Source organism: Hydrogenobacter sp. T-8, from assembly GCF_011006175.1.
Taxonomy (GTDB): Bacteria; Aquificota; Aquificia; order Aquificales; family Aquificaceae; genus Pampinifervens; species Pampinifervens florentissimum.
Genome location: NZ_CP048795.1, coordinates 1,349,252 through 1,375,882, shown reverse-complemented (window position 1 = coordinate 1,375,882; position 26,631 = coordinate 1,349,252). Strand labels below are relative to the sequence as shown.

Genomic DNA, 26,631 nt, shown 5'->3' with positions numbered 1-26,631 from the left:
TTCTAACCTCCAAACCTAAGTTTTACCGCAAGATAGACGATTAAAAGACTAAGGAGCAAGTTCAAAAATCCAAGAATCCTTGCCATATTTCTATGAAGGGATGAATTTACAGACTTCGGTCCAAAGTAAAGGTCATGAACCAGAGAAACAAAGACTACTAATATAAAAACACCCAATTTATGCATAAGGGTTTTAGTATAAGGATTTGAGAGGTCAAGGAGGCTTGAAAAACCAACTATGTAGTGTATGTTCAAAAGCCCTGTCAAGAAAAGTAAAGAGAGTGAACCAAGGGTTCCATAGAGGCTAAAGCGTTTCCCCACTTCCTGAAAGGCTTGGTCTCTAATTGGCAGTTTTCTTACAAAGGGGGCAAGAACAAAAACAAGAAATAGCATGCCTCCCACCCATAGGGAGGCAAGGACAAGGTGGAGGAAAAGCACAAGCTCTTTCATAGTAAATCCTTACTTATATTCTATGCAGAATTGGGAAAGTGTCAACTCAGAGGACTATAATTATTCTCTATGCCTGAGTTTCAAAGTGTAAGAGGCTTTCACGATATTTATGGAGAAGACCTAAAAAGGTTCAGGTATATTTCTAACCTCATAAGGGAAAAGCTAAGGCTCTATAACTTTGAGGAAATGGTGCTTCCTGCGGTGGAATATGCGGAGGTATTCCAAAGGAGCATAGGAGAGGCAACGGACATAGTCCAAAAGGAGATGTTTACCTTTCAGGATAGAAAGGGTAGATGGCTTGCTCTTAGACCTGAGGGCACTGCGGGTGCGGTCAGAGCATATGTTCAAAACAGGCTATATGCCTTAAAGCCTTATGTGAAACTTTTCTATGAGGGTCCCATGTTTCGCTACGAGCGTCCACAGGCTGGCAGATACAGACAGTTTCATCAACTGGGTGCGGAGGTCTTCGGAAGCCTTGAGCCTGTGGTGGATGCGGAGCTTATAGGTCTTGTCTATGAGATACTTTCTGAACTTGGCGTTAAGGTGGTTATAGAGATAAACTCCATAGGATGTAAGGTTTGCAGACCTGCCTATAGAGATGCTTTGAGTGCCTATCTTACGGGTGTGGAGGAACATCTCTGTGAGGTCTGCCTTGACAGAAAGGACAGAAACCCTCTTAGGGTCTTAGACTGCAAGGTGCCAACCTGTAAGTCTGCGGTCAAGGATGCTCCTAAAATGGTGGACTTTTTGTGCGAGGAGTGTAGAGAGCACTACTCAAAGCTAAAGGAATATTTAAATGCCATGTCTATACCCTACAGAGAAAATCCAAACCTTGTGAGAGGACTTGACTACTACACAAAGACGGTTTTTGAGGCGGTCTCTGAGGAGCTTGATATTACCGTGATAGCAGGTGGTAGGTATGACTACCTTGTGGAGGAGATGGGTGGACCTCCCACCCCAGCCATAGGCTTTGCAGTGGGTTTAGAGAGGCTTTCCATGCTTGTGAAAAACCTTCCTCCAGAAGACCCACTATACTTGGTCATACCCTTTGGTGATGTTCTACCCTATGCCTTGCAGGTAGCAAAGGCTCTCAGGGCAGAGGGTAAAAGGGTTGAGGTCTCTTACAAAAGAGGCGGTCTCAAAAAACAGCTTGAGCTTGCCAACAAGATAAGGGCGGACTACGCAGTTATAGTGGGAGAAGAGGAGATGGCTGGTGGCTTTTATACCCTCAAGGACCTTAATTCTGGAATTCAAACAAGGGTAGAGTTTAGCCCTGCCTTTTAAAAAGCACAAAGGCGGTATAGTGCCTTTTTAGGCTTATCTGTAAGCCAAAGTTGTATCTCCTTAAGACCATGCGTGTAAGTTCTACACCCAATCCCATACCGTGCTTTACCTCACCACCAAGGTCATTCCTTATCACCAAAAGCCCTTTTTTCGCACAGACCTTTATGTGGATAAGTTCTCTTGAGTGCCTTATGGCATTGCCTATAAGGTTGTAAAGCACATCCTCAAGGTCCTCCTTGTTCATGTATACAAATAGCCTTTCGGTTCTCAATATGAGCCTTTTAGCCTTTAGCTCCTCTTCAAAAAAGCTAAGGGTTTCTCTTATCAAGTCTTCCAACTGGATATTCTCTCTCTTGTTTTCTCTCCCTTCCTTAACTGGGTTTATAAACAGGCTTAACTCCCTTTGAACCTTGTGGAGACTTTTTTCCAACCTCTTTATCTTTTCATCTTGAGGATAGGATTTTTTTAACATAGCCAAAAGGACTTTTTGTGTGGCTATAAAGTTTCCAAGTCTATGGGTAAGAGATAGCATAAGGGACTTTATCCATTCCTCCTTTCCCTTTAGCCTTGAAAAATACTCTTCAATAATCCTCTGATAGAGAAAAACGAGCATAAAAATTAGGAAAAATTCCGCCACCAGAAGTCTTTTCATTATGCTGTCCTTCCTTTCCCTAAGAAACTCTTCCCTTATACCTACCCTTACGCTCTTTAATGGGTTTTCCGGAGCTTCAAAGACATATATCCTGTATCCTTCAACTGCAGGTGGGTTTATAACAAAGTCTTTGTCTCCTATATGGTGTGGGTTTTGGAGATGGGTTAAAAAGTGCTGATAGGCAAGCCTGTAGGAGTTCTCCTCAATGAGCCTTTTAATTTCAAGAAACACTACAAGGTTTATAAGTCCAAAACCAGCCACCAAAAGCGTAAAGAGAGAAAGATAAAGCAGGAATTTCTCAAGCCTCAACTCTATAGCCCCTCCCCTTTTGAGAGACTATAAAGCCCTCTGGCAAGAGCCTTCTGAGGTTCTTTATGTGAGCCCTCACCACCTCGTCCCCCACTGGCTCATCTCCCCACACATAGTTGAGTAGCTCCTCTGTGGAGACAAACCTATCCCTGTTTTCTACCAGATGCTTAAACAGTAGCCACTCCTTTTTACTTAGCCTTATCTCCCTACCTTCAACCCATACCCTACCAGCCCTTAGGTCAACCTCCACGTTTTTTAGCCTTAGCCTTTCTTGTCTGACGGTTCTTCTGTATAAGGCTTTGAGCCTAAGTAGTAGCTCCTTTGGTTCAAAGGGCTTTGTAAGATAATCATCCGCACCGAGAGAAAAGCACTTTTCTTTGTCCTCAATCCTGCCCTTTGCAGTAAGTATAAGCACAGGGGTGGTGTCTCCCTTTTCTCTTAGCTCTCTTAGAAGTTCCTCACCGCTTATATGAGGCATCATAAGGTCAAGCACAATGGCGTCATATATAGAAACCTCAAGAAGGTCAAAAAACTCCCTACTATCGTATATCCAGTCCACCAAAAAGCCTTCTGACTCCAAATACTCCTTAAGAGACTCCCCCAAAAGCCTGTCATCTTCCACAAGTAGCACCTTCACATTTTAGATTATAAGCTCAATGGCTTCTCTAATATGTCTTACGCCAAAGACTTCTAAATCCTCTAATTCTACCTTGCAACCCTCTGGAACTATAGCCCTCTTAAAGCCAAAGCGAAGACCTTCCTTTAGCCTTTCCTGTGCAAAGTGGACAGACCTCACCTCCCCAGAGAGACCAAGCTCACCAAAAATAAGCACATCACCAACAGGTTTATCCTTTACGGAGCTTACCACTGCAAGGGCAACCGCCAAGTCTATGGCTGGCTCTTCCACCCTTACACCACCCACTATGTTTACAAACACATCCCTGTCTCTTGTAAAGACCTTTGCTTCCTTTTCAAGCACTGCAAGTATAAGAGCTAAGCGGTTTGGGTCAAAGCCTTGAGTCTTTCTCTGAGGGGTGGTGTATAGTGCATGTATGGTTAGGGCTTGCACCTCCAAAAGCACTGGCTTGCTACCTTCTGTGTGAGGAAAAACCACGCTCCCAGGAGAGCCAACCCTCTCTTGCAGGAAAAAGGCGGAAGGCTCTTGAACCTCCTCAAGCCCCTGTCCTGTCATCCTAAAGACCGCCATGTTCCCAGACTCACCAAAGCGGTTTTTAACCGTCTTGACCACCCTGTAGAAGTTAAACCTCTCCCCCTCAAAATAAAGAACCGTGTCCACAATATGCTCCAGCACCTTTGGACCCGCAAGCACGCCTTCTTTGTTGACCTGACCCACCAAAAAAACGGGAATGTTTAGCTCCTTACAAACTTCGGAGAGCCTAAAGGTGCATTCTCTTACTTGTGCGACAGAGCCAGGCGAAGACTCAAGGCTTGAGCTATAAAGGGTTTGCACCGAGTCCACCACAAGGAGAGAAGGTATTTCTTCCCTCAGGGTCTGCAATATCTCCTCAAGGTTAGTTTCTGGAAACACTAAAAGGCTTTCTGAACCCACTCTTAGCCTTTTTGCTCTGAGGGCTATCTGCGATGGAGATTCTTCTCCAGAAACATATAAAACAGGTCCATATAGCTTTGAAAATCTTTCGCATACCTGGAGTAAAAGGGTAGACTTGCCTATGCCCGGCTCGCCTGCAAGGAGCAAAACTTGTCCTTTAACTATCCCGCCACCAAGAGCATAGTCAAGACTTTCAAAACCTGTGCTGAGCCTTATAGCCCTTTGCTCTTCCCAAAGATGGAGAGGTTTCGGCGTAGCCCTTGCTTCTACCTTTCCAGAGAGATACCTTATTTCCTTCTCTTCCACCATAGAGTTCCAGGCACCGCAGGAGGGACATCTACCCAGCCACTTCGGGCTTGAGTATCCGCATTCTTGACACACAAAATAGGTCTTTTCCTTTTTCATGGAATTACCATGTCCCTTCCTTCACTTTTTGCGAGATACAGCTTATCATCCGCCACCTTGAAAAGGTCATCCACAGTCTCTCCATCCTCTGGAAAAACTGCAACACCAATGCTTGCGGTCATGCTTACTGGTATACCCTTATCCGAGTAGAGGAGCTTTTTCTTCAAACCTTCCCTTATCCTGTTTGCAACTTCAACCGCTTCTAGCCTTCCAGTATTTGGCAAAATAACCACAAACTCTTCGCCTCCCCATCTTCCTATTATATCCATGCTTCTGACTGTGTCTCTTAGAACGTCAGAAAGAACTTTTAGACACAGGTCGCCGAATTGATGTCCATAAGTGTCGTTTATCTTTTTAAAGTGGTCAAGGTCCAAAAGCAGTAAAGCAAACTGGGACTTAGTCCTTTTTGCCTCTTCTATCTTTTTATGCAAGAACTCTGTAATGAATCTTCTGTTATAGAGGTTTGTGAGAGGGTCTCTTATGGATAGCTCTTTGTTTATCTCTATAAGTCTTAGGTTAGACAAAAAGGGTGCAAAGGTGTTAACTATGTTTTCTATAAAGTCCAGTTTCTCTCTATCAAAAAAGTCTTCCTTCTGAGATACCATACTTAGCAGTGCAATGGTTTTTCCTCCAGATACTACAGACATACACATATAAGAGCCATATTCGGACTTGAAAAGAGGACATGAATAGGCTTTTTTATCTCTAACAAGAAAAGGCTGGGCACTTTGGAAAACCTTACACGCAGAAGGCTCTTCACCTTCCTCAAGACATTCTGCGTATTCCATACTTCCATAAAATAGTTTGTCAACGACCTTATTCAAAGATGGGTTTATTCTGTATATTGCAAGGGCATCCACCCCAGCAACTTTTACAAGCATATGTGCCAAAAGATTGTAAGCTTCGCCCTCTGAGCTACATCTGTTTAGGTTAAGGATAAAATCGTGTAGGTTTTCAAGCTCCCTTGTTTTTCTCTCTATCTCCTCTTCTAATTTTAGTCTATCCGATATATCTCTCGCCACTATAAGTATGTATGGAACGCTATTCATATGCACCTTTGTGGCAGTTATATCCACTGGTAGTCTGTTCCCATAGCTGTCCTTGTAAAACCTCCTACCTCTTATGACCTCATCTTTTCTTACAATTCTTTGTATGTTTTGCCTTATAAACTCAGGGTCTGCATCCACTATCTGAAATATGGTCATGTTTTTGAGCTCTTCCTCCGTATAGCCGAGCTTTCTTATCGCCGCCCTGTTTACAAACTTTATTTTTCCACTATCCGATTCGTATACGATTATCATATCTTCTGTAGAGTTCATAATCCTCATATAGTTACTTAACTCCCTCTCCATTATTCTCTGTGAGTGCAGGTCCTGAGTGATGTCTCTGAGCATCAGCTTTATTCTTCCTTTGACCTTCTCTGTCTCCACAAAGAGATAACTGGCGGATAGTTCATAGGTTTTGTCCCCAATATTAAACCTCTGTCTCTCAACCCTTCTATCTTTTAAAAGTGTTGAGTATATATAGGACCAGTCCTTTGCTGGAATTACCTCTGTTATATCATGGTCTATAAGGCTACCAAAGAGTTCTATAGCCTTTGCATTCATCCACACAATAACTTGGCTTGAGAATAGGTCAAGCACTTCAAAGGTGGGTTCGGGTAGGAGATTAAGCACATCTTTTGCATGCCTTAATTTGGTCTCAAGGAACTTCCAATAGCTTTCGTAAGCGTTTTTCGCAATATCTCTGTTGCTTATTATACCTACCGCAAAACCTTTATCGTCCACAACCACAAGCCTTCTTATCCTATTTTCCTCCATAATCCTTAGGGCTAATTCCGCCAGAGCGTCCTCATTTATGGTTATAACTGGCTTGCTCATATAAAGCTCCACAGGGTCTGATAGGTTGATCCTATCAAAGAGCTTAACTATATCTCTCTCCGTTATTATGCCTACAGGCATACCCTCTTTTAGCACCGGTAGGGCACCGATATTTTTTTCCTTCATAAGCCTTAAACACTCAGAAAGGGTTGTTTTCGCAGAAACCCAGACAAATTCCTTGTCCAAGAGTATTTCTCTGACCTTAAGCTTCTTTTTAAATATATCTTCCTCCGCTTGAGCCAAAACCTCTTCCATGGTAAGGGTTCCAAGAAAGTTACCATCCTTATCTACAACCACTAACCTTCTTATGTTGTTTTCTACCATAAGGCTAAGGGCATAATATAGGTCTCTGTAATCTCTAACATGAATTAGTCTTTTTGAGGCATAATCTATGGCTCTTTCTTCAAAGGAGACACCTTGCTCAATAAGTCTAATAAGGTCTCTTTCTGTTAGTATACCTGCTGGATATTTTTCTCTCATAAGGAGTATATAACCCCTTCCCTTTTCTCTCATTTTCTCGAAGGCTTCCCTTAGACTGCACTCGTAAGAGATAAGCGGTTCTTCACCTTTAACAAGCTCACCTACCCTCAGGCTTAGCATAATATTAGAATTTTATTTCTTCTTAGGAAGTAGGGCAAAGATCAAAAAGTTTCCTTCTTTCTTTATTGGAGATTCAAGTTGTCCCACATCGGATAACTCTTCCACTATCCTGTTTGCTAACTTATCACCAAGCTCTGGGTGGAGATGTTCTCTTCCTCTAAAGCGAATCCTTACCCTTACCTTGTCTCCATCCATGAGAAACTCTCTCATGTGCTTTAGCTTTACCTTAAGGTCGTGCTCGTCAATTCTTACCGAAAGCATCATATCCTTTACTTCAATAGCATGCTCTCTTTGTTTTTTCTTTGCCTCCTTTTCCTTCTTTTTTAGCTCATAGAGAAACTTACCATAATCCAGTATCTTGCAAACGGGAGGGTTTGCCTGAGGTGCTACTTCTACTAAGTCAAGACCCTTTTCACTGGCTATTCTAAGAGCCTCCTGCAGTGGAACTATGCCCACCTGCTTTCCGTTTTCGTCTATTAACCTTACCTCCTTAGCTTTTATCTGTCTGTTAACTCTATACTCCTGCAAGTGAACCTCCTTTTAGGTGTTTTATAAGCACATACATAGAAAGCAAGAAGTTAGTAAGAAGAATAAAGGTTGAAAGCATGGAAACCCTTCTAAAGATTACCCTTCTGGGTTCATCGTAATCAAGAAGGTCTATGTTCCCTAAGCTTCTCTTGTAGTTTTTCAGCCAGTATGAAGTCCCCACGTTCAACCCAAGACCCAGCATAAGAAGTATAGCATCAAGTTTTGCATTACCTAAGATAAGATAAAACAAAAGCATAAAAAAAGCAACCTTGTAAAACCTCCAAAGCACCCTTCCGTATAGGCTTCCTAAAAGGTTTTTATTCTCGCTGGTCCTTAGGAGTGTTGGTGCAACCAAAAAAACCATACAGAAAAGAGAGCCTGCATAAATACATAGGAAAAGCTCAGATATCATCGCTTGCGATCATTACCCTATTTTTACCAAGAGACTTAGCCATATACAAAGCCTTGTCTGCTCTTTTAATATCCTGCCATGGATTTTCAAAATTTTTTATTTGGGCAACACCCGCACTTATGGTTATAGTTATAGATGAAGAATTGTGTGTGAAGATGTTTCTTTCAAAATAAGCCCTTATTTTTTCACCTGCTGTATAGGCTCCTTCTAAAGAAGTAAAGGGCAGTAGTATGAGGAACTCCTCACCTCCATACCTTACTGGTATATCTGAAGACCTAATTATGCGTTTTATGGACTCTCCTAAGAATCTAAGCACAAGGTCACCCACGTCATGACCGTATTTGTCATTTATTAATTTGAAATCATCCACATCCAAAAGTATAACCGAGATTGGTATGTTATGTCTTTTGCAAAAGCTTATTTCCTTTCCAAGAATCAGCTGAAGGTAGTTTCTACTATACACCCCTGTAAGCACGTCTAAGAAGGCGGTCTCTGAAAGAAGACTTATTATAGCCTCATCTATAAGGTTTATTATATCCTTAAATATAAGCTCTACATCTTTTGTAAGTGTATACAGGCTTATAAAGTCGCTTTCAACAACCGCAATAGATGTAAGAGTTCTTTTATAAAGCTCGTGTAAGCTTAAAAGTCTGCTATAAACTTTACTATCCTTAAAGTAAGCTTCCAGTGAAGAAAGCAGTGAGTCCGCTTCTGAATCTAAGTTTAAAACCCTGTCATCGCTGAATATATTACCAATTAGCCTTTTGTGCTCTTTAAGGTAGATTTCTTTTAACTTATTCATTTGGTATAACAGGTCACCCTCTAAATGAAAGTGAACATCTTGTAGTCTTTCCAGTTTATGCAAAATTAAATAAGGTTTATATAGGTTTTTGAATATAAATTCTATCTTTGACATAAGTTTATCGTCCCCCTCTAAAAGTGCGTAGTTCTTTATAAGCTTATAGGCTTGTATTAAGGCTGTTTCTGGAATACGCAAGCCTATAAGGAACTTTGATATAGCCCTCAGCCTCCTAAAACTTTTCCTATCAAAGTCCTCGCATGTTAAGAGTTTCAAAAAACCATCTAAGTGTTTGAGTTCAATGACTTTATAGGACTCCTCTGTTAGGAATCTCTTTAGTATTTTTAAAAGCCCTCCTTTCAATTCCTCCAACCTATCCCTTTCTACAGTTTTTGTATATCTATTCATTGCCATATTAAATTATACTATTAAACTGTGAAGGCTTGGATAGAAAAAATAACCTTAGAGGGGTTTAAATCTTACGGAAAAGAGAGGGTAGAGATACCCTTAGGTCAGGGCTTCATAGGTATTGTTGGTCCAAATGGTGCGGGCAAGTCTAATATAGGTGATGCCATATCCTTTTGCCTTGGCATAGCTACTGCAAAGACCCTTAGGGCAAAAAACCTCTCTTACCTTATATACTCAAAAAACTCCGACAGAGCGGATTACGCCTATGTGGAGGTGCATTTTAAAAACTACGGGCTTTTCCCTCTTCAGGAAGAAGATATAGTTATCTCAAGGAAAGTCTATCAGGATGGGAGAACGGTCTTTAGAATAAACGGTGCGGTGGTAAGGGAAAGGGATTTGATGGACTTTCTCTCTAAGGCTGGCATATACGAAAACGCCTACAATGTGGTGCTTCAAGGAGACATAGTAAGGTTTTTGAAGATGACGCCTGTGGAGAGGAGAAAGCTCCTTGAGGAGATAGCGGGTATAGAAGAGTATGAGGAGAAAAAGCAAAAGGCTCTTGCGGACCTTGGAGAGGTGGAGCTAAAACTAAGGGAGCTTAGGCTTCTTATGGATGAGATGGAAGTGCAGATGGAAAAGCTCAAAGAGGAGCTAAAGAGGCTAAACCTATACAGAGACTTAGAAGAAAAGAGAAGAATTTTAGAGATAAAGCTCAATCTAAAGACCGCCTATGACCTTCAAAAATCACTGCAGCAGGTGTCCCAAGTTATGGCTCAGAAGGAGGAAGAGCTTGGAAAACTCAAAGGGATGCTTAAAGAATACGAAGAAAAGCTCACCCTTTTAGAAGAGGAGCTAAAGAGCGTAAGCGAGAGTCTCTTTCCTTATAGAGAAAGGGTTGGCAGGCTGTCGCAGTCTATTGAAGTCCTCAGCCAAGAGATAGAAAAACATAAAAAGAAAACTGAAAACCTTGAGAAGGAAGTCTTCTATACACAGGAACAGATAGGCTCTCTTGAATCCCAGAGGGAGTCTCTAAAAAGGGAAGAAGAAGAGCTTCTGAGAGAGATTGAGGGGCAGGAGATGGAACTCTTGGGCTTGGAAGAGGCTACAAACCTTCTTTGGAAGAGTATAAAAGAAAGGGAGGAGAGCCTAAAGGTTTCCCTTGAGGAGATGGAAAGGACAGAGGAGAAACTAAAAGAGCTTTCTAATACTTTGGCGGAGGCAAGGAAAGAGCTTTCAAGGATGGAACTGAAACTGAAAGAGCTGGAGCTTAAAAAGGAGAAAGTTAGAGAAGATATGGAAAGGTTAAGGGAGGAGGAGAAAAAAATAAAGGCAAGCATGGGCGAGTCCCTTCTGAAGAGGGAAAACTACCAGAAGATGTTAAAGGAGGAAGAGAAGTCCATAAGGGCAAAGAAGGATAAATACCAAAGCCAAGAGGAAAGGCTCAGGAAAATAAGACAAGAAAGAGAAGAAATCATTAAGGAGGTATCCATGCTTAAGGGTAGGCTGGCAAGCATGCCACCAGAAGACCTACCCTTTGAGGGCATAGAAGGAGTTTACGGCAGAGCTTCAAGCCTTATAAGAGTTAAAGACCTTGAATACCTCAGAGCGGTTGAGACCGCAGGGGGTGGAAGGCTCTCCTATGTGGTGGTTCAAGATGAAGAGGTAGCAAAAAGGTGCATACAGAGGCTCAAGGAGCTAAAATGGGGAAGGCTAAACTTTATACCCTTGAACAGGATAAGGGAAACGAACCTGCCACCTTATCCACCAAGACAAAGGGGTGTTATAGACTTTGTGGTGAACCTCTTAGAATACGACAGAAGGTTTGAAAGGGCAGTAAGGTTTATCTTTGGAGACACGCTCCTTGTGGACAGCTTTGAGACTGCGAGGTCCCTTGGGAATGCATATAGGATGGTCACCCTTGATGGAGAGCTTTTTGAGAAAAGTGGCGTCATAAGTGGGGGGCATAGCGAAGAAAGGGGTGAACTTGGAAGAGCCTTTTATCTTGAGGAGCTAAACAGACTTTTGGAGCTTGAACAGAAATTGAAGGAAGAGGAACAAAGGGAGGAAAAGCTCCTAAAAGCTCTCAGGGATGAGCTTCTTGAAAAGGAAAGCATCATAGCCATCCTTAAAAGAAGGCTTGAGGAAGTGGAAGAGTCCGATAAAGCTGGCTATGAGAGACTTAAAGATATAGAAGAGAAACTTCGCAAGGCGGAAGAATACCTTCAGATATTGGAACAAGAGTCGCAAGAGACCAAAAGGAAAGCACAGGCTTTAAAAGAAGAAATAGCTTATCTTGAGGAAAAGCTGGAAAACCTCAACATAAAGAGGCAGTCGGTTCTGACCCATTACAAGGAGTCTGGAGTGGAAGACCTAAGACGGGAATATGAAAAACAAAAGCAAAAGATAGAAAGGCTAAAAGAGTCCATACACCTAAAACAGCTAAAACTAAAAGAGCTACAGATGGAAAGAGAGAGCTTACAGAAGGAAATAGGCAGAAAACTCGCCTTTATTGACAGTGCCCAGGAGGAGATTAAAAAACTAAACCAAGAGCTGGAAGGACTACACAGAAAGAGAGAAGAGATAGAAGAAGAACTAAAGCAGGTCAATATGCAGGCTTACGAACTATACAGAAAGAAGGACAAACTGGAAGAAGAGCAAAGAATCCTTCAGTCAGAACTTGGAAAGTTGAAGTTTCACGAAGAGACCATAAGAGAAGAGCTTCATAGACTTGGGCTTGAAAGGGCAAAACTTGAAGAGAGATACGAAGAGAGCCTCAGCAAATTGAGAGACCTCCACTATGAGGGGGATGTGGTGGAGGTAAAGGAGGGGTTTGGTAAACTCAAAGAAGAGCTTTCAAGAATACTGAAGGAACTTTCTTCTATCGGCGGTGTGAACTTCAAGGCGGAGGAGGAATACAGGGAATATGAAGAGAGATACACAGACTATCAGGAAAGATACAAAAAGCTAAAAGAGGAAAAGGAGTCTATAAAAGAACTCATACAGGAAATAGAGACAAAAAAGCTAAGAGCCTTTATGGAAACCTTTCAGGCAGTGGATAGAAACCTTAGGCACATTTTCTCTGAGCTTTCTCCTGGTGGAAGGGCATACATGGTGCTTGAGAGAGAGGATGACCCATTTTCTGGTGGTGTGAGCTTGGTGGTAAAGCCAAGAGGAAAGGAGGTGCAATACTTAGAAGCCATATCTGGTGGTGAAAAGACACTTGCTGCTATTTCTCTTATCTTCGCCATACAAGACTACAGACCATCACCCTTCTATTACTTTGACGAAGTGGATGCACACCTTGATGAAGCAAACGCCAGAAGGGTGGGAGAGCTTATAAAGGAGAGGTCAAAAAAAGCTCAGTTTATAGTGGTCACGTTGAGGGAAGTCCTCGCAAGTTTTGCAGACAAGGTCATAGGCGTTAGCGGAAGGGGCGGGGTATCCAAGGTCTTTGCCCTAGAAAACCCAGCCCAGCTTCTCACTGGTTGAAGATGGCTTCCAGCTTCTCCTTCTTTTTCACAGGCTTTATGTAAGGCTTGTCATCCTTGACCTTTATCTCTACCACTTCCACATCTGCGAGGCTTCCCTTGAGAAGCTCTTCTGCCAGCAAGTCTTCCACGTGGTGCTGAAGGGCCCTCTTTAGGCTTCTTGCACCATACTCGGGCTTGTATTCCTTGTCTATTATCCAGTCTATGAAGCTCTTGTGGAGCTTGACCTTCACATTCCACTCCTGCAGGCTTTTGTTGATCTGTTCAAGCTGTAGCTCCAGTATCTTTACCACATCTTCCTTCTCAAGGGGTCTGTATACTATTATCTCGTCAAGCCTGTTGAGGAACTCTGGACTGAAGGTCCTCTTGACTTGGTCAAGCACATTCTTTTTCATCTGCTCGTAGTCTATCATGCCGAACTTCTTCTCAAAGCCCATCTGAGAGCCATGGGCTATTAGCCTTGCACCCAGGTTGGAGGTCATTATGATTATGGTGTTGGAAAAGTCCACCGTTCTTCCCATGGCATCGGTGAGCCTTCCGTCATCAAATATCTGGAGGAAGATATTAAACACATCTGGGTGAGCCTTTTCTATCTCGTCAAAGAGTAGCACTGAGTAGGGTCTTCTTCTGACCTTTTCTGTGAGCTGTCCACCCTCCTCGTAACCCACATATCCCGGAGGTGCACCCACAAGCCTTGAGACAGTATGCTTTTCCATATACTCAGACATATCAAACCTAATGAGTGCTTCCTCAGAGCCAAAGAGATACTCCGCAAGGGCTTTTGCGGTTTCGGTCTTTCCCACGCCTGTTGGTCCGAGGAAAAGGAAAACGCCTATGGGCCTGTGCCTACCCTTTAGTCCCACCCTTGACCTTCTTATGGCTTTGGCTATAGCCTTTATGGCATCATCTTGCCCTATAACCCTCTTGTGAAGCTCTTCCTCAATGTGTAGGAGCTTTTCCATATCGTTTTCGTGTATCCTTTTGACAGGTATGCCTGTCCACCTTGCCACCACCTCGGCCACATCCTCTTCTGTTACCTTTGGTCTGTTGGCGGACATCTCCTGTCTCCACTTGGCTTTGAGGCTCTCCAGCTTAGCCCTTAGCCTTAGCTCCTCATCCCTTAGTCTCGCTGCCTTTTCGTAGTCTTGCTGGTTTGCGGCCTCTTCTTTCTTCTCTTCTATTTCCCTTATCTTCTCTTCTATCTCCTTTAGTTCAGGTGGTAGCTGGTATGCCCTGAGTTTTACCAGAGAGCCAGCTTCGTCTATTACATCTATGGCTTTGTCTGGCAGGTTTCTTTCTGTTATGTATCTTTCAGAAAGCACAACCGCCTTCTCTATGGCTTCTGGCTTGTATTCCACATTGTGGAACTCCTCAAACTTGGCTTTAAGCCCATAGAGTATCCTTATGGTGTCCTCTTGCGATGGCTGGTCCACTATGATGGGTTGGAACCTTCTTTCTAAAGCACCATCTTTTTCTATGTATTTCCTGTATTCGTCAAGGGTTGTGGCACCTATAACCTGTATTTCACCCCTTGCCAAGGCTGGCTTTAGCATGTTGCTGGCATCTATGGAACCCTCTGCGGAACCTGCTCCCACAAGGGTGTGTATCTCATCAATAAAGAGTATCACGTTAGGTGCCTTTTCAAGCTCCTTGAGGATATTTTTGAGCCTCTCTTCAAATTGACCTCTATACTTTGTCCCAGCCACCAAGGCTGCAAGGTCAAGGGCTACGACCCTTTTGTTGAGAAGGGGGTCTGGCACCTGTTTGTAGGCTATTCTTTGTGCAAGACCTTCCACTATGGCGGTTTTACCAACACCGGGGTCGCCAAGGAGGACAGGATTGTTCTTTCTTCTTCTGACCAGTATCTGTATGACCCTTTCTATTTCCTTCTCCCTTCCTATGACAGGGTCTAACTTACCTTCCCTTGCCATCTGCGTGAGGTCTCTTGAGAACCTGTCAAGGTTTGGAGTGGGTGCATACTTGGTGGTCTCTTGAGGAGGAAGCTCCCCAAGAATTTGCAGGACCTCCCTTCTGACAGAATACTCATCAAGACCAAAGCCTCTGAGTATCCTTCCACCCAAGCCCGTCTTTTCTCTGACGATGCCTATAAGCAGGTGCTCGGGTCCCACAAACTGGTGGTGCAGTATGCGCGCCTCTTCCACCGCAAACTCAAGGACCCTTTTGGCGTCTGGTGCAAAAAGTATCTCACCCGAGTGGCTCCCGCGGGTTATCTGACCCATTATGGCTTTACGCACCTTCTCCTGGGTCAGCCCAAAGCGTGTAAGCACGAGGGAGGGAAGGTCTTCCTCCCTTATAAGGGCTAACAGTATATGCTCACTGCCAAGGTATGTATGCCCAAGTTCTATGGCTTCCTCCCTTGCTTGGAGGATTACCTGTCTTGCCTTCTCGGTAAATTTCTCAAACATCTCTCACACCTCTCTTATAGGATAAAGATAACGAAGGAAAAAAGTTTTGCAATAAGGATTATACTATTTAACAGCATGTATGTTCCCTTTGCAAGGAAGTATAGACCAAAGAGGTTCTCCGAGGTGGTAGGTCAGGATGTAGCAGTGCGTGTGCTGAGAAATGCGGTAAGGCTTAACAAGCTTTCCCATGCTTACCTCTTTGCGGGTCCAAGAGGAACGGGGAAGACCACCCTTGCAAGGATACTAACAAAGGCGGTAAACTGTCTCCAGCCAGAGGAGGGCGAACCCTGCGGAAGGTGTGAAAACTGCCTTTCCATAGACAAGGGGAACTTTCCAGACCTTATTGAGATAGACGCTGCTTCCAACAGGGGTATAGACGATATAAGAGCCATAAGGGATGCAGTCTCTTATGCACCCATAAAGGGTAAATACAAGGTTTACATCCTTGACGAAGCCCATATGCTTACAAGAGAGGCTTTTAATGCCCTTTTAAAGACCCTTGAAGAACCTCCACCAAAGACCATCTTTGTGCTTTGCACCACAGAATATGAAAAGATAATGCCCACCATACTCTCAAGATGCCAAAGGATAATCTTCACAAAACTAAGGGAAGAGGAGATAGCGGAATATCTAAAGGCTATATGCGAAAGAGAAGGTGTTGAGTGTGAAGAAAAAGCTCTTATAACTATAGCAAGGCTCAGCGATGGTGGTATGAGGGATGCGGTTTCTTTGCTTGACCAAGCAAGCACCTACGGTGAGGGTAAGGTAAAGTCTGAAACCCTTGAAGAGTTTTTGGGTATAGTATCTCAAGAGAGGGTAAGGGATTTTCTTAAACTCCTCTTAAACTCTGAAACAGACCAAGCCCTTGCCTTTATAAGAGATATAAGCCAGAGAGGTTTTAATCTCACAAGATTTTGGGACTCTCTTGAAGAGGAAATAAGAAACCTAATGCTCTACAAAAGCCTAAAGAACCCAGAAAAGGTTATGAGGGTAGAGGAGTTTCATAAGAGTTTTGCGGACACTCCATTAAATGCACTGCTCTATTTAGAAAAGGTAGTTAACACCGCAAGGCTTGACGCAAGGAGCAGGGACTTTCTCAGAGCCTGTGAGCTTGCCATAATAAAGACCCAGATAATCAGAGACATTCTTCCCATTGGAGAGCTTATAAGGTATATGTCCTCTGAAAGACCTGTAGAACCTACACAAAAGGAGCAAACTAAACAAGAAGCAGAGCAAGAAGACCCTTTTAAACCTCTTGAGGGTAAGCTGGACATCCTTTTAATGGAGGCACTCAAAAGGTCAAAGTATGAGGTCAAGGAAGACAAGTTTGTCTTTTTTGTAAGAAAGGGAGACCTAATAGAACAGAATATGCAAAAGATAAAGGCTTTGAACCCTAAGATTGACTTCGTGGTAGAGGAAAAGGAAGAGGAAGGCGGTCTGCCACCCTTTGTGGAGAAGGTAAAGGACATATTTGGTGCAAAGATAGTTAGCCATGAGCAAAGAGGTAAAGGCAAGGGTTCTTCTGGTAAAAGTTCCTAAGGAGAAGATAGGTCTTTTTACAGCCCTCATAGACGGGTCTGGCAGATATGCCATAGTAAGGACAAGGGAAAAATCCTCAGAGGAGGTTTATCTTATAGCCACGCCAGACACCTTTTCTGGACTTTTGGAGGTTCTTGAAGGGGTCAGGTCTTTCCTTCCCGAGCTTAATCTTGTGGGTGAGGTAGAGAGCATAGATGTGGGATAAAAAAAGAGCATACAGGTTTATAGTCCTTATGGGGGTAGTTAGTCTCTTTGCGGACTTTACCTACGAGGGTGCAAAGGGTATTATAGGTCCTTACCTCGCCTTTCTCGGAGCTTCCGCCCTTTGGGTTAGCCTTGTGTCTGGTCTGGCAGAGCTTCTGGGATACTGGGTTAGGCTTCTCTCTGGCTTTCTTTCTGATAAACTAAGGAGCTACTGGGCTTTTACCCTAAGTGGGTATGCCCTAAACCTTTTTGCGGTTCCTCTTCTCTCTCTTGCAGGCAGTTGGCAGACCGCAAGCCTTCTTTTGCTTCTTGAGAGGACGGGAAAGGGACTAAGAACTCCTTCAAGGGATACACTTCTTTCAAAGGCTACTCAGGTAGTGGGTCATGGAAAAGGTTTCGGTCTTCATGAGTTTCTTGACCAGATTGGTGCGGTTCTTGGTCCTTCTGTGGTCGCCCTCGTGCTTTATCTTGGTTTTGGTTATAGGCTTGCCTTTGCACTGCTTTTTGTGCCTGCGGTCTTTGCCATGCTCTTTCTCTTGCAGGCAAAAGGCTTGGAAGTAAAAGACTTGCAGAAGGAAAGACGAGGGTCAGAGGCTTCTCTTGGCAAAGCCTTCTATCTATATCTTATTGCTTCCTGCCTTGTTTCTCTTGGCTTTTTGCAGTTTCCACTTATGGGTTTTCATCTAACTCAAAAACTAAACTTTGAGGGTTGGCAGGTAGCCCTCTTCTTTGCACTTGCTATGGGAGTGGATGCCCTGTCCGCACTTCTTTTTGGTGTTCTTTACGATAGGGTTGGCTTTATGTCTTTGATTGCTGGACTTTCTATTGGTATGTTTTCTACCCTCTTTCTACTTCTTATAAGCCAGCCACTTTTGGCGGTGGTCTTCTGGGGTATAAGCCTTGGAGTTCAAGAATCTATAATGAGGTCTGCGGTTGCCAAGCTCTCCTCAGAAGACGCAAGAGGAAGGGCTTATGGTCTTTTCCACTTCTTTATGGGGCTTTCTGCCTTCTTAGGTGGTGCTCTAATGGGTCTGCTTTACCAGTATTCTCTCCTTTTTCTCATAGTTTACTCTGTAGGGCTACATCTTTTAGCTATTGGACTTCTTCTTGCTGTCGTAAAATATAAAGCCCAATGACCAGGGAAGACCTTCCTGAAGTGCTTGAGATAATGAAAAGGGAGTTTCCAAAGTGGCATGCACCAATAGTAAAACTCATAGCACAAAAGAGGAAAGACCCTCTTAGTGCACTTCTTTGTGCTCTCCTTTCCACAAGGACAAGAGACGAAACAACCGCAGAGGTCTGCAAAAGATTTTTACAAAGGGTCAAAGACCCACAAGACCTTTTGGAGATAGACCAAGAGGAGCTTGAAAAACTCATATACCCCGTAGGCTTTTATAGAAACAAGGCAAGACAATTAAAGGAGCTTGCAAAACAGCTTGTAGAAGACTTTAATGGTAAAGTTCCAGACAATCTTGAAAACCTTTTAAAGCTAAAGGGCGTGGGAAGAAAGGTAGCAAACATTGTGATTTCTGAAGGTTTTGGAAAGCCAGCCATAGCGGTAGACGTGCATGTGCATCGCATAAGCAACAGGTGGGGGCTTGTGAAGACAAAAACTCCAGAAGAGACAGAAGAGGCTTTGATGGAAATACTGCCAAGAGAGTATTGGAGAGACTACAACAGACTTTTGGTAGCCTTTGGTCAAACCATATGCAAACCCATAAAGCCAAAGTGCGGAGAATGTCCAATAAGCAAGTGGTGTGATTACTATAGTAGTCTTGGTAAATAAAAAGTGCAATGCATAGCATAGAAGAGTTTCTCAACAGAGTTATATGCGGAGATGTTTTAGAAGTTCTTAGGGACATACCCTCTGGCTCCATAGACCTTGGGATAACTTCACCGCCTTATAACAAAAAGGAAAAACATGGCGGTTGGCTTGTGCCAAAAGTGATATACAAAACTTACAGAGACGCTATGAAGGAAGAGGACTATCAAAGATGGCAGATAGACGTTTTAGATGAACTCTACAGGGTGATAAAGGAGGGTGGCAGTTTTTTCTACAACCACAAGGTTAGATACGAAAACGGAAAGATGATACATCCTCTTGAGTGGCTTACAAAAACCAAGTGGAATATATGGCAGGAGATTATATGGAACAGGAAGATAGCAGGGAACATCAGAGGGTGGAGGTTTTGGCAGGTTGAAGAGAGGATATATTGGCTTGTAAAGGGTAAACCTAAGGAGCTAAGTCCAAGTCATGCAAAGCTCACATCCATATGGGACATAAGACCAGAACAAGGACACAAGGACCATCCTGCGGTTTTTCCCATAGAGCTTCCTACAAGGATAATCTACTCTATTCTTGAAGACAGATACGGTGTAGTCATAGACCCCTTTTGTGGCACAGGGACTACACTTGTATCTGCAAAGCTGTTGGGTAAGGCGTATATAGGAATAGATATTTCTGAAGAATATGTGGCTTATGCTATAAAGAGGCTTGAGTCTGCGGATAAGGAAAAGCACAAGGTTCTCTATGAGCTTTCCCTTCATGGGGTCAGCCTTACCTTTGAAGATAGGAAAAAGAGAGGGCTTTGGGACAAGAGGCTTAAAAAGTTATAATAGTTTCTCATGGTAGTTTCACGCTTTGCACCAAGTCCTACGGGATACCTGCATCTTGGAAACGCAAGAACCGCCATATTTAGCTACCTTTTTGCCAGACATCACGGCGGGAAGTTTATCCTCAGGGTAGAAGATACAGACAGAGAAAGGTCTACAAAGGAGTTTGAGGAAATGCTCCTTGAGGACCTTAAGTGGCTTGGCATAGAATGGGATGAATTCTACAAACAATCGGAGAGGTTTCACATATACGAGGAATACGCCCAAAGGCTCATAGAGAGCGGACATGCCTATCCCTGCTTTTGCACCGTGGAAGAGCTTGAAGAAGAAAGGAAAAAGGCAGAAGAAAGGGGAGTGCCTTACAGATACTCTGGCAAGTGTAGAGCTCTAAGCAAAGAAGAAGTGGAAGAGTTCAAAAGACAAGGCAAGCCCTATACCATACGCTTCAGAGTGCCAGATGGCAGGGTTGTGGTCTTTGAAGACCTCATAAAGGGTCATATAGCTATAAATGTGGATGATTTTGGGGATTTTGTGATAGTTAGGAGCGATGGAACGCCCACCTACAACTTTGTGGTGGTGGTGGACGATGCCCTCATGGGGGTCACTCATGTGATAAGGGGAGAAGACCACATTCCTAACACGCCCAAGCAGATACTCATATACGAAGCCCTCCGCTTTGAAATTCCAAAGTTTGCCCACCTACCTGTTATACTGGGCGAAGACCGGAGCAAACTCTCCAAGAGGCATGGTGCGGTCTCTGTTAGAAACTACAGAGAAGAAGGCTACCTATCTCCTGCACTTTTTAACTTCCTCTGTCTTCTTGGCTGGTCTCCACCAGAAGAAGGAAGGGAAATATTCTCCAAAGAGGAGCTTATAGAGTTGTTTACCTTGGAAGGGGTAAACTCCGCACCTGCGGTCTTTAACAAGGAAAAGTTAAGGTGGATGAACGGAGTATATATAAGAGAGGTGCTTTCTCTTGATAGGCTTGTGGAGGAGTTTATGCCCTTTTTGGAAAGAGCGGGCTATAGAGCTGACAAGGAGTATGTGAAAAGGGTTCTCCAAAAGACCAGAGACTCCTTTGATACCTTGCTGGAAGGCGTAGAAAGGTTAAGACCCTTCTTTGCAGAAAGCCTAAGCTACTCAGAGGAGGCGATGGCGGTTCTTGAAAACCAGCACTCAAGGGATGTGTTAGAGCTATTCCTTCAGAAGGTGCAGGAGGGTCAGTTAAACTCACAAAAGGTAAAGGAGATAGTCAAGGAGATACAAAGGGAGCTAAACTTGAAGGCTAAGGATGTGTGGCATGCCTTAAGGGCTTCTCTTACCGGTGAGCTTGAGGGGGTGGGCGTGGATATACTGTGCGATGTGATGCCAAAGGAGAAGGTGGTGGAAAGGGTCATAAAGGCTCTGACTCTCTTAGGTTAAGTTTTAACAAAAGGTTAGCATCATCTTCTGGAAGGATTTAAAAATCGCCCTTGTGGTATCCCTTGCCATACTCCTCACCTCTACTGTGGCCGGCTTTGTAGCATCTATATTGCCTATGTTTCTCAAAAGGCTTGGCTCAGACCCAGCCCATGGAAGTGGTCCGCTTGCCACCTTCCTGCAGGACATTATATCTGTGTTCATCTACTTTTTGGTAGCCTCGCTCCTTTTGTGAAATTCAGTCAAAAACCTCAAGGAATATCTCTCTTAGTCTCCTCATACTCTGCCCAACCTTTTCCTGAAGCTCCTCCACCTGCATACCCAAAGAGCTTGCCACCCGTTTGCTCTCCTGAGGTCCTAGCAAGGACCCTGCCCTCTCCTTGGAGAGCCTTAGCCTTGTTTCCACAAGCCTTAGAAAGGTATAGTGTTCGTGAGTCTCTCTAAGTATTGGATACTTTCCCATTAGCCTCTGGCACGCCCTTATCATGGATGGCTCTCTAAGTCCTTCTAAAAGCGTGTAATACTGAATGAGAAACTCCGCATCTATCAAGCCTCCTGGAGAGAACTTAAGGTCAACAAGTCCCTTTCCCTTCTTAGCGTTACCTTCAAGAGCAAACCTCATGTCCCTTATTTCCCTCCTTTCCTTCTCACCCAGGGGTTTTTCAAAAAGAAAGCTCCTGAGAAGGCTTTCAAACTCTTCTGCAAGCCCATGGGGTCCTGCCACATACCTGCACCTTGTCCATGCGAGCCTCTCCCAGGTCCTCGCTTGATGCAGGAAGTATTCCTTGTAGAAGCCAATTGGCGGGGCTATATCTCCCGCACTGCCCATGGGTCTTAGTCTGAAGTCCACATCGTATAAATAGCCCTCCGAGGTATGCTTTGTGAGAAAGGCGATAAACTCCTGAGCTTTTTTTGTTTTCTCCTCTCCTGCCTCTTTGCACACAAAGACAAGGTCAAGGTCAGAGCCTATGGTGAGCTCCCTACTACCATACTTGCCCAGTGCCACGATGACCGTGTCCTCAAAACCCACCTCTTTCCAAAGATTTCTCAGCATAAAATCCGCAAGGTCTGAGAGTTTTTCAAAAAAGCTAAAGAGCTTTCTGTATCTATCTTCTCTTTTCACTAAGTATACAAGTGCTATTCTTATCTCCCAAACCCTCTTGAACCTTCTGTAGAGGTTTTCATGGCTTAAGTTTAGGGTAGCCTTGTATTTCTCAAACTCCTCGGTAAACCTCTCTTCCTCTGGAAAGTCTTGATAAAGAGTAAGCACATCCTCCACAAGGTCTGGATACCTGCTTATGAGAGTGGACAAATAAGAGGACAAGGAAAATACCCTACAAAGAGTCTTGCTTACATCTTCCTTTGCAGGACTAAGAATGACCTTTCTACCCGTTGGATTAGAAAAGAACTTGTCAAAGTTGGAAAGGGTCTCGTCGGGGTCTGGCGTTTGGGATATGCTTTCAAGAAGCTGTGGCAGGACTTTTATAAAAGCCTGCTTTTCTTGCGTGGAGAGCTTTATGCCCTCTCTTCCGCTTATGTAGCTCTGGAGGATGTTGAAAGCCCTCACGGGGTCTCTAAAGCGGTAGCCACTAAGGACTTCCCTTGCATCCTCAATGTCTCCATTTAGCAAGGCTCTTTGTATGGGGTGTAGATCCTCCTCTTCCTGAGAGGGCATTATCTGAGAGAAGATAAGGCTTACGCCTCTTGTGAACTCTTGATATTTCCCCTTGAGCTCCTGCTCCCGCATGCCCATAGCTCTTGCAAGCCTTGGTATATCCGCCTCTGAGAAGCTCTGGGTCTGTGTGCAATTCCACATTTGCACCTTGTGTTCAAGCCTCCTGAGAAACTCGTAAGCCCTTTCCAGAAATACTGCCTCCTCGTCTGAAAAGACACCTTTCTGGCTGAGTTTCCATATTGCCCTAAAGGTATTGCTCTCCCTTATAAAGGGAAACTTGCCACCGAGCAGTAGCACAAGGGACTGAACTGCAAACTCTACTTCTCGGATGCCTCCTTCTCCTGTCTTTATGTTGTTCTTGCCCAAAAGGCGTTTTTTTGCCTCGCTGGCTATTTGAGCCTTTATAAGCCTTATCTCCTCAAGTATCCTGTAGTCCACAGACCTTCTGAAGACGAAGGGTTCTTTAACCTCTCTTTCAAAGACTTTGTAAAGCTCTTCGTCACCCGCAGAGTATCTTGCCCTCAGCAGGGCAAAACGCTCCCAGGTTCTCCCGTAAGACTCGTAGTATAGCTCTGCACTCCTCAAGGACATGCTTATGGGTCCAGACTTTCCAAAGGGTCTGAGGTCTAGGTCTATCTCGTAGGGCTTTCCCTCCGGCGTTATTTGTGTGAGGAGTTTAAAGACCCTTTGAAAGACTCTTGAGAAGAACTCGTTGAGGGTAAGCCTTCCCGCCTGACCCTTGTCTGTAGAATGGATAAACATTATGTCTATATCCGAGTAGTAGTTGAGCTCATAACTTCCTAACTTTCCAAGGGCGATTATGCAGGCGGTGGCCCGCTTTCCCCCTTCCTCAAGGGGTTCTCCGTATTTCTCCACTGCATCCTGATAGGCTCTTCTGTAGGCAAGCTCCAGCATGGCATCTGGTAGCTGTGAATACTCTTGGAGTAGCTCCTCATACCGGGCGGTGCCCAGTATCTCCTTTGCCATGACTCTCATAAGTTCCCTATGCCGGTAATAAGCCAAACGCTTTGAAAAGTCCTCATCAGACACGCAGTTAGATAAAAGCTCCTCAAGTTCCCGCAAGTATATCCTCTTGTCCTTGAAGACATACCAAAGACCCGGTATGGTTCTCTGGAACTCCTCTGGATGGTTTACAAGGAATTTTCTAAGGCACTCTGACTGGTCAAGAAGCTCAAGGAGGAGCAAAAACCGCCTCTCGTTGAGATATTCCACAAGGCTCTGGGGTTCAGGGTGTCTTCTCAGAAGCTCCTCAAGACTTTCTTTTGCCCTTTGTAGGTTGTAGAGCCTTTCCTCCGCCTTTTTCCACCAATCTGAGGGGAACATTCTTATATTCTAATCTTAACTTTACAAAAGGGGGCTTTTGACATATAATTTATTTTCATGATATACTCAGAAACTGTTAAATATGCACTGCTGGCGCTTGCCTACCTTGCCCTAAACAGAGACAGACTCGTCAAGGTAGAAGAAATCGCAGAAGCCCAAAGGATTCCCAAGCCCTTTCTTTCAAAGATTTTTCACAAGCTGGCAAGGGAGAGGGTTTTAAAATCCTACAAAGGACCAACGGGAGGTTTTACCCTTGCGGTCCCGCCAGAGAGCATAACCATAATGGATGTTATAAGATACCTTGACGAGGACTACAAGCTGGATTACTGTGCTTTAAGACCGGGAAGATGTGAGGAGTGGCAGAGTTCTCCCTGTGTGGTTCATCACAAGTGGACTGAGCTAAGGGAAAGAATACTGGAATACCTCACCACAACCACCATAGCGGAGCTTGCGGATGTGGAAAGCAGGCACAGGCATGAACCAGCCCGTGCCAGTGGAAACTCCGATTAAATAGTATATTCAAGCCTCTGCCTGAACTCCTCCTGCTTGCCCCTGTTCCATCGTTGAACAGGTCTGTAGTATCCCACTACCCTTGAGTAGACTTCTGTGGGCTTTCCGCAATGTGGACAGTGGAAGTGTTCTCCTCTTATGTATCCATGGTCCTCACAGACAGAAAAGGTAGGAGTTATAGTAAGATAGGGTATAGGGTATTTTTCAAAGGCTATTTTTATGAACCTTGCTACCGCAAGTTCATCAGGAGATTCTTGCAGGAAAACATGGATAACGGTTCCTCCCGTGTAAAGCCTTTGGAGGTCAGCCTGATGTTCAAGCACAAAAAAAGGGTCATCGGTGTGGTTAACTGGTAGGTGGGTTGAGTTGGTGTAATAAGGTTCTTTTTCCCCTGCGGTTATTATGTCCGCATACCTACTTTTATCAATCTTTGCAAGCCTGTAGGATGTGCTTTCTGCGGGTGTTGCTTCAAGGTTATAGAGATGTCCTGTCTCCTCCTGAAAGTCCGAAAGTTTCTCTCTCATAAATCTAAGCACCTTTATAGCAAAGGCCTTGCCTTCAGGCTCCGCTATGGATACGCCAAGAAGGTTAAGACAAGCCTCGTTCATACCCACGAGACCTACGGTGGAGAAAAAAGTGTCAAAGGACTGCAAGTATTCCCTTGAGTAGGGCATAAGGCCTTTTTTCAGGTTTCTTTCTATGACCTTCCTCTTTATCTCAAGGCTTTCCTTTGCAAGGTTCATGAGCTCGGAGAGCCTTTCAAAAAACTCATCCTCAGATTTTGAAAGGTAGCCTATTCTCGGAAGGTTTATGGTGACAACCCCTATAGAGCCTGTTTTGTCCGCACTTCCAAAAAGACCCCCCATCCTACTTCTTAGCTCCCTCAGGTCAAGTTGTAGCCTGCAACACATACTCCTTACATCACCGGGCTTTAGCGAGCTGGATATGAAATTTTGAAAATACGGTATGCCATACTTGGCGGTCATTTTCCATAGAAGCATTGCGTTTTCCGAATCCCACTCAAAGTCGGGGGTTATATTGTAGGTGGGTATGGGAAAAGAGAATATCCTGCCTTCATAGTCCCCCTCCATCATCACTTCCATAAAGGCTTTGTTTATCATGTCCATCTCCTTCTGAAACTCCCCATAGTAGCCTATATCGGGTCTTTCCTTGCCTCCAATTATGACAGGCCTGTCCTTCATATCCTCTGGCACTGTCCAGTCAAAGGAAAAGTTTATGAAAGGTGCCTGCCCTCCCCATCTTGAAGGGACGTTGAGGGAAAAGATAAGCTGTTGAATGAGCTGTTTCACCTCACCATAGCCAAGTTTGTCTAATCTGACAAAGGGTGCAAGGAAGGTGTCCACAGAATTTAGAGCCTGAGCACCGGCGAACTCCATCTGTGTCACTCCAAGGAAGTTAACCATCTGACCAAGAAGAGAAGATAGATGCTTTGCAGGACCTGCGGTAACCCTACCTGGACCTCCCCTAAAACCCTTTCTCAGAAGGTCCTCCATAGACCACCCCGCACAGTATCCTACTATACCATGAGAAAGGTCATGTATGTGAAGGTCGCCCTCCCTGTGAGCCTTCGCAATCTTTTCAGGATAGACATGTGTAAGAGTGTAGTGGGCTATAACAGTTCCCGCGGTGTGGAGCATGAGACCGGAAAAGGAATAGCTTGCGTTGGCATTTTCCTGAACTCTCCAGTCTTGTTGGTGTATGTAATCTTGAACTACTCTTTCCGCATCAACTATAGCCTTTGATATATCTCTTAGTTCTTCCCTCTTCTTCCTATATAAAATGTAAGCCTTTGCAACCTTCGCAAAGCCATGGAGTATAAGCGTTTCCTCCACTATATCCTGTATTTCTTCCACGTGAACCGCAGGTCTGTCAGACCGCAGGACCCTTTTTACAACTTCCAACACAAGCTCCTCAAGAACCTGCCCATCAAGAGGCTCTCCCACAGCCTTGAAGGCCTTTGAAATGGCTCGCTCAATTCTGCCTCTGTCAAAGTCCACAAAAGCACCATCCCTTTTCACAACCTTTGGAAGAACCCTTCCCAAAAAGAACTCTTTTTGAATATCCACTCTCAGCATAATTACCTCCTTGATAATTTA

Annotated in this window: 21 protein-coding genes; 10 read left to right on the top strand and 11 right to left on the bottom strand. The window is 44.1% G+C overall.

Annotation, left to right across the window (positions count from 1 at the left end):
* Positions 1 to 2 precede the first annotated feature (2 nt).
* Positions 3 to 449, bottom strand: a complete 447-nt coding sequence (locus G3M65_RS07965) for a DUF4149 domain-containing protein (RefSeq protein WP_173834047.1) — start codon at positions 447 to 449, stop codon at positions 3 to 5.
* Positions 450 to 518: 69 nt separating this feature from the next.
* On the opposite strand from G3M65_RS07965, the gene hisS reads away from it, so the two are divergent.
* Positions 519 to 1,733: a histidine--tRNA ligase gene (gene hisS, locus G3M65_RS07960; protein WP_173834046.1), complete on the top strand. Its 1,215-nt coding sequence runs from the start codon at positions 519 to 521 to the stop codon at positions 1,731 to 1,733.
* On the opposite strand, the gene G3M65_RS07955 is transcribed toward hisS, so the two are convergent.
* The 7 genes from G3M65_RS07955 to G3M65_RS07925 are packed head-to-tail and all read right to left on the bottom strand — an operon-like array spanning position 1,717 to position 9,296.
* Positions 1,717 to 2,694: a sensor histidine kinase gene (locus G3M65_RS07955; RefSeq protein ID WP_173834045.1), complete on the bottom strand. Its 978-nt coding sequence runs from the start codon at positions 2,692 to 2,694 to the stop codon at positions 1,717 to 1,719. The two genes, hisS and G3M65_RS07955, sit on opposite strands and share 17 nt — an antisense overlap.
* Entirely contained in the window at positions 2,684 to 3,331 is a 648-nt protein-coding gene (locus G3M65_RS07950) for a response regulator transcription factor (RefSeq protein ID WP_173834044.1), read from the bottom strand. The genes G3M65_RS07955 and G3M65_RS07950 overlap by 11 nt, the downstream gene beginning before the upstream one ends.
* A 3-nt stretch (positions 3,332 to 3,334) precedes the next feature.
* Complete coding sequence (gene radA, locus G3M65_RS07945; RefSeq protein WP_173834043.1) at positions 3,335 to 4,669, bottom strand: DNA repair protein RadA; 1,335 nt, start codon at positions 4,667 to 4,669, stop codon at positions 3,335 to 3,337.
* Complete coding sequence (locus tag G3M65_RS07940) at positions 4,666 to 7,149, bottom strand: diguanylate cyclase (protein WP_173834042.1); 2,484 nt, start codon at positions 7,147 to 7,149, stop codon at positions 4,666 to 4,668. Before G3M65_RS07940 ends, radA begins: the two co-directional genes overlap by 4 nt.
* A gap of 12 nt (positions 7,150 to 7,161) precedes the next feature.
* Positions 7,162 to 7,677, bottom strand: coding sequence for a translation initiation factor IF-3 (infC, locus tag G3M65_RS07935; RefSeq protein WP_173834041.1), 516 nt, complete (start codon positions 7,675 to 7,677; stop codon positions 7,162 to 7,164).
* Positions 7,664 to 8,041, bottom strand: a complete 378-nt coding sequence (locus tag G3M65_RS07930) for a hypothetical protein (RefSeq protein WP_254426258.1) — start codon at positions 8,039 to 8,041, stop codon at positions 7,664 to 7,666. The genes infC and G3M65_RS07930 overlap by 14 nt, the downstream gene beginning before the upstream one ends.
* Before the next feature lie 37 nt (positions 8,042 to 8,078).
* Complete coding sequence (locus G3M65_RS07925) at positions 8,079 to 9,296, bottom strand: GGDEF domain-containing protein (protein ID WP_173834040.1); 1,218 nt, start codon at positions 9,294 to 9,296, stop codon at positions 8,079 to 8,081.
* A 27-nt stretch (positions 9,297 to 9,323) separates the two neighbouring features.
* Between G3M65_RS07925 and smc the strand changes: the two genes are divergently transcribed.
* Entirely contained in the window at positions 9,324 to 12,785 is a 3,462-nt protein-coding gene (gene smc, locus G3M65_RS07920; protein WP_173834039.1) for a chromosome segregation protein SMC, read from the top strand.
* Here the strand turns inward: smc and G3M65_RS07915 are convergent.
* Positions 12,775 to 15,210, bottom strand: coding sequence for an ATP-dependent Clp protease ATP-binding subunit (locus G3M65_RS07915; protein ID WP_173834038.1), 2,436 nt, complete (start codon positions 15,208 to 15,210; stop codon positions 12,775 to 12,777). The genes smc and G3M65_RS07915 overlap by 11 nt on opposite strands.
* 75 nt (positions 15,211 to 15,285) lie before the next feature.
* Here G3M65_RS07915 and dnaX point away from each other — a divergent pair, with 75 nt between their 5' ends.
* From dnaX to G3M65_RS10660, 7 genes are read left to right on the top strand one after another with little or no spacing between them, the layout of a single operon-like run.
* Positions 15,286 to 16,749: a DNA polymerase III subunit gamma/tau gene (gene dnaX / locus G3M65_RS07910; RefSeq protein WP_173834037.1), complete on the top strand. Its 1,464-nt coding sequence runs from the start codon at positions 15,286 to 15,288 to the stop codon at positions 16,747 to 16,749.
* Positions 16,703 to 16,954, top strand: a complete 252-nt coding sequence (locus tag G3M65_RS07905) for a DUF4911 domain-containing protein (protein ID WP_173834036.1) — start codon at positions 16,703 to 16,705, stop codon at positions 16,952 to 16,954. Before dnaX ends, G3M65_RS07905 begins: the two co-directional genes overlap by 47 nt.
* Positions 16,944 to 18,089, top strand: coding sequence for an MFS transporter (locus tag G3M65_RS07900; protein ID WP_173834035.1), 1,146 nt, complete (start codon positions 16,944 to 16,946; stop codon positions 18,087 to 18,089). The genes G3M65_RS07905 and G3M65_RS07900 overlap by 11 nt, the downstream gene beginning before the upstream one ends.
* Positions 18,086 to 18,739: an endonuclease III domain-containing protein gene (locus G3M65_RS07895; RefSeq protein ID WP_173834034.1), complete on the top strand. Its 654-nt coding sequence runs from the start codon at positions 18,086 to 18,088 to the stop codon at positions 18,737 to 18,739. The genes G3M65_RS07900 and G3M65_RS07895 overlap by 4 nt, the downstream gene beginning before the upstream one ends.
* Before the next feature lie 8 nt (positions 18,740 to 18,747).
* A complete protein-coding gene (locus tag G3M65_RS07890) occupies positions 18,748 to 19,569 on the top strand; it encodes a DNA-methyltransferase (RefSeq protein WP_173834033.1) in 822 nt (273 codons plus the stop codon).
* A gap of 9 nt (positions 19,570 to 19,578) precedes the next feature.
* Entirely contained in the window at positions 19,579 to 20,988 is a 1,410-nt protein-coding gene (gene gltX / locus G3M65_RS07885) for a glutamate--tRNA ligase (protein WP_173834032.1), read from the top strand.
* 52 nt (positions 20,989 to 21,040) lie between these two features.
* Positions 21,041 to 21,220, top strand: a complete 180-nt coding sequence (locus tag G3M65_RS10660) for a magnesium transporter (RefSeq protein ID WP_173834031.1) — start codon at positions 21,041 to 21,043, stop codon at positions 21,218 to 21,220.
* A 3-nt stretch (positions 21,221 to 21,223) separates the two neighbouring features.
* Here the strand turns inward: G3M65_RS10660 and glnE are convergent, their stop codons facing one another.
* Positions 21,224 to 24,004, bottom strand: coding sequence for a bifunctional [glutamate--ammonia ligase]-adenylyl-L-tyrosine phosphorylase/[glutamate--ammonia-ligase] adenylyltransferase (glnE, locus tag G3M65_RS07875; protein ID WP_173834030.1), 2,781 nt, complete (start codon positions 24,002 to 24,004; stop codon positions 21,224 to 21,226).
* Between the two features lie 57 nt (positions 24,005 to 24,061).
* Here glnE and G3M65_RS07870 point away from each other — a divergent pair, with 57 nt between their 5' ends.
* Complete coding sequence (locus G3M65_RS07870; RefSeq protein WP_173834029.1) at positions 24,062 to 24,514, top strand: RrF2 family transcriptional regulator; 453 nt, start codon at positions 24,062 to 24,064, stop codon at positions 24,512 to 24,514.
* Here G3M65_RS07870 and G3M65_RS07865 read toward each other — a convergent pair.
* Positions 24,511 to 26,610, bottom strand: a complete 2,100-nt coding sequence (locus tag G3M65_RS07865) for a ribonucleoside triphosphate reductase (RefSeq protein WP_173834028.1) — start codon at positions 26,608 to 26,610, stop codon at positions 24,511 to 24,513. The genes G3M65_RS07870 and G3M65_RS07865 overlap by 4 nt on opposite strands.
* Between the last annotated feature and the right edge of the window lie 21 nt (positions 26,611 to 26,631).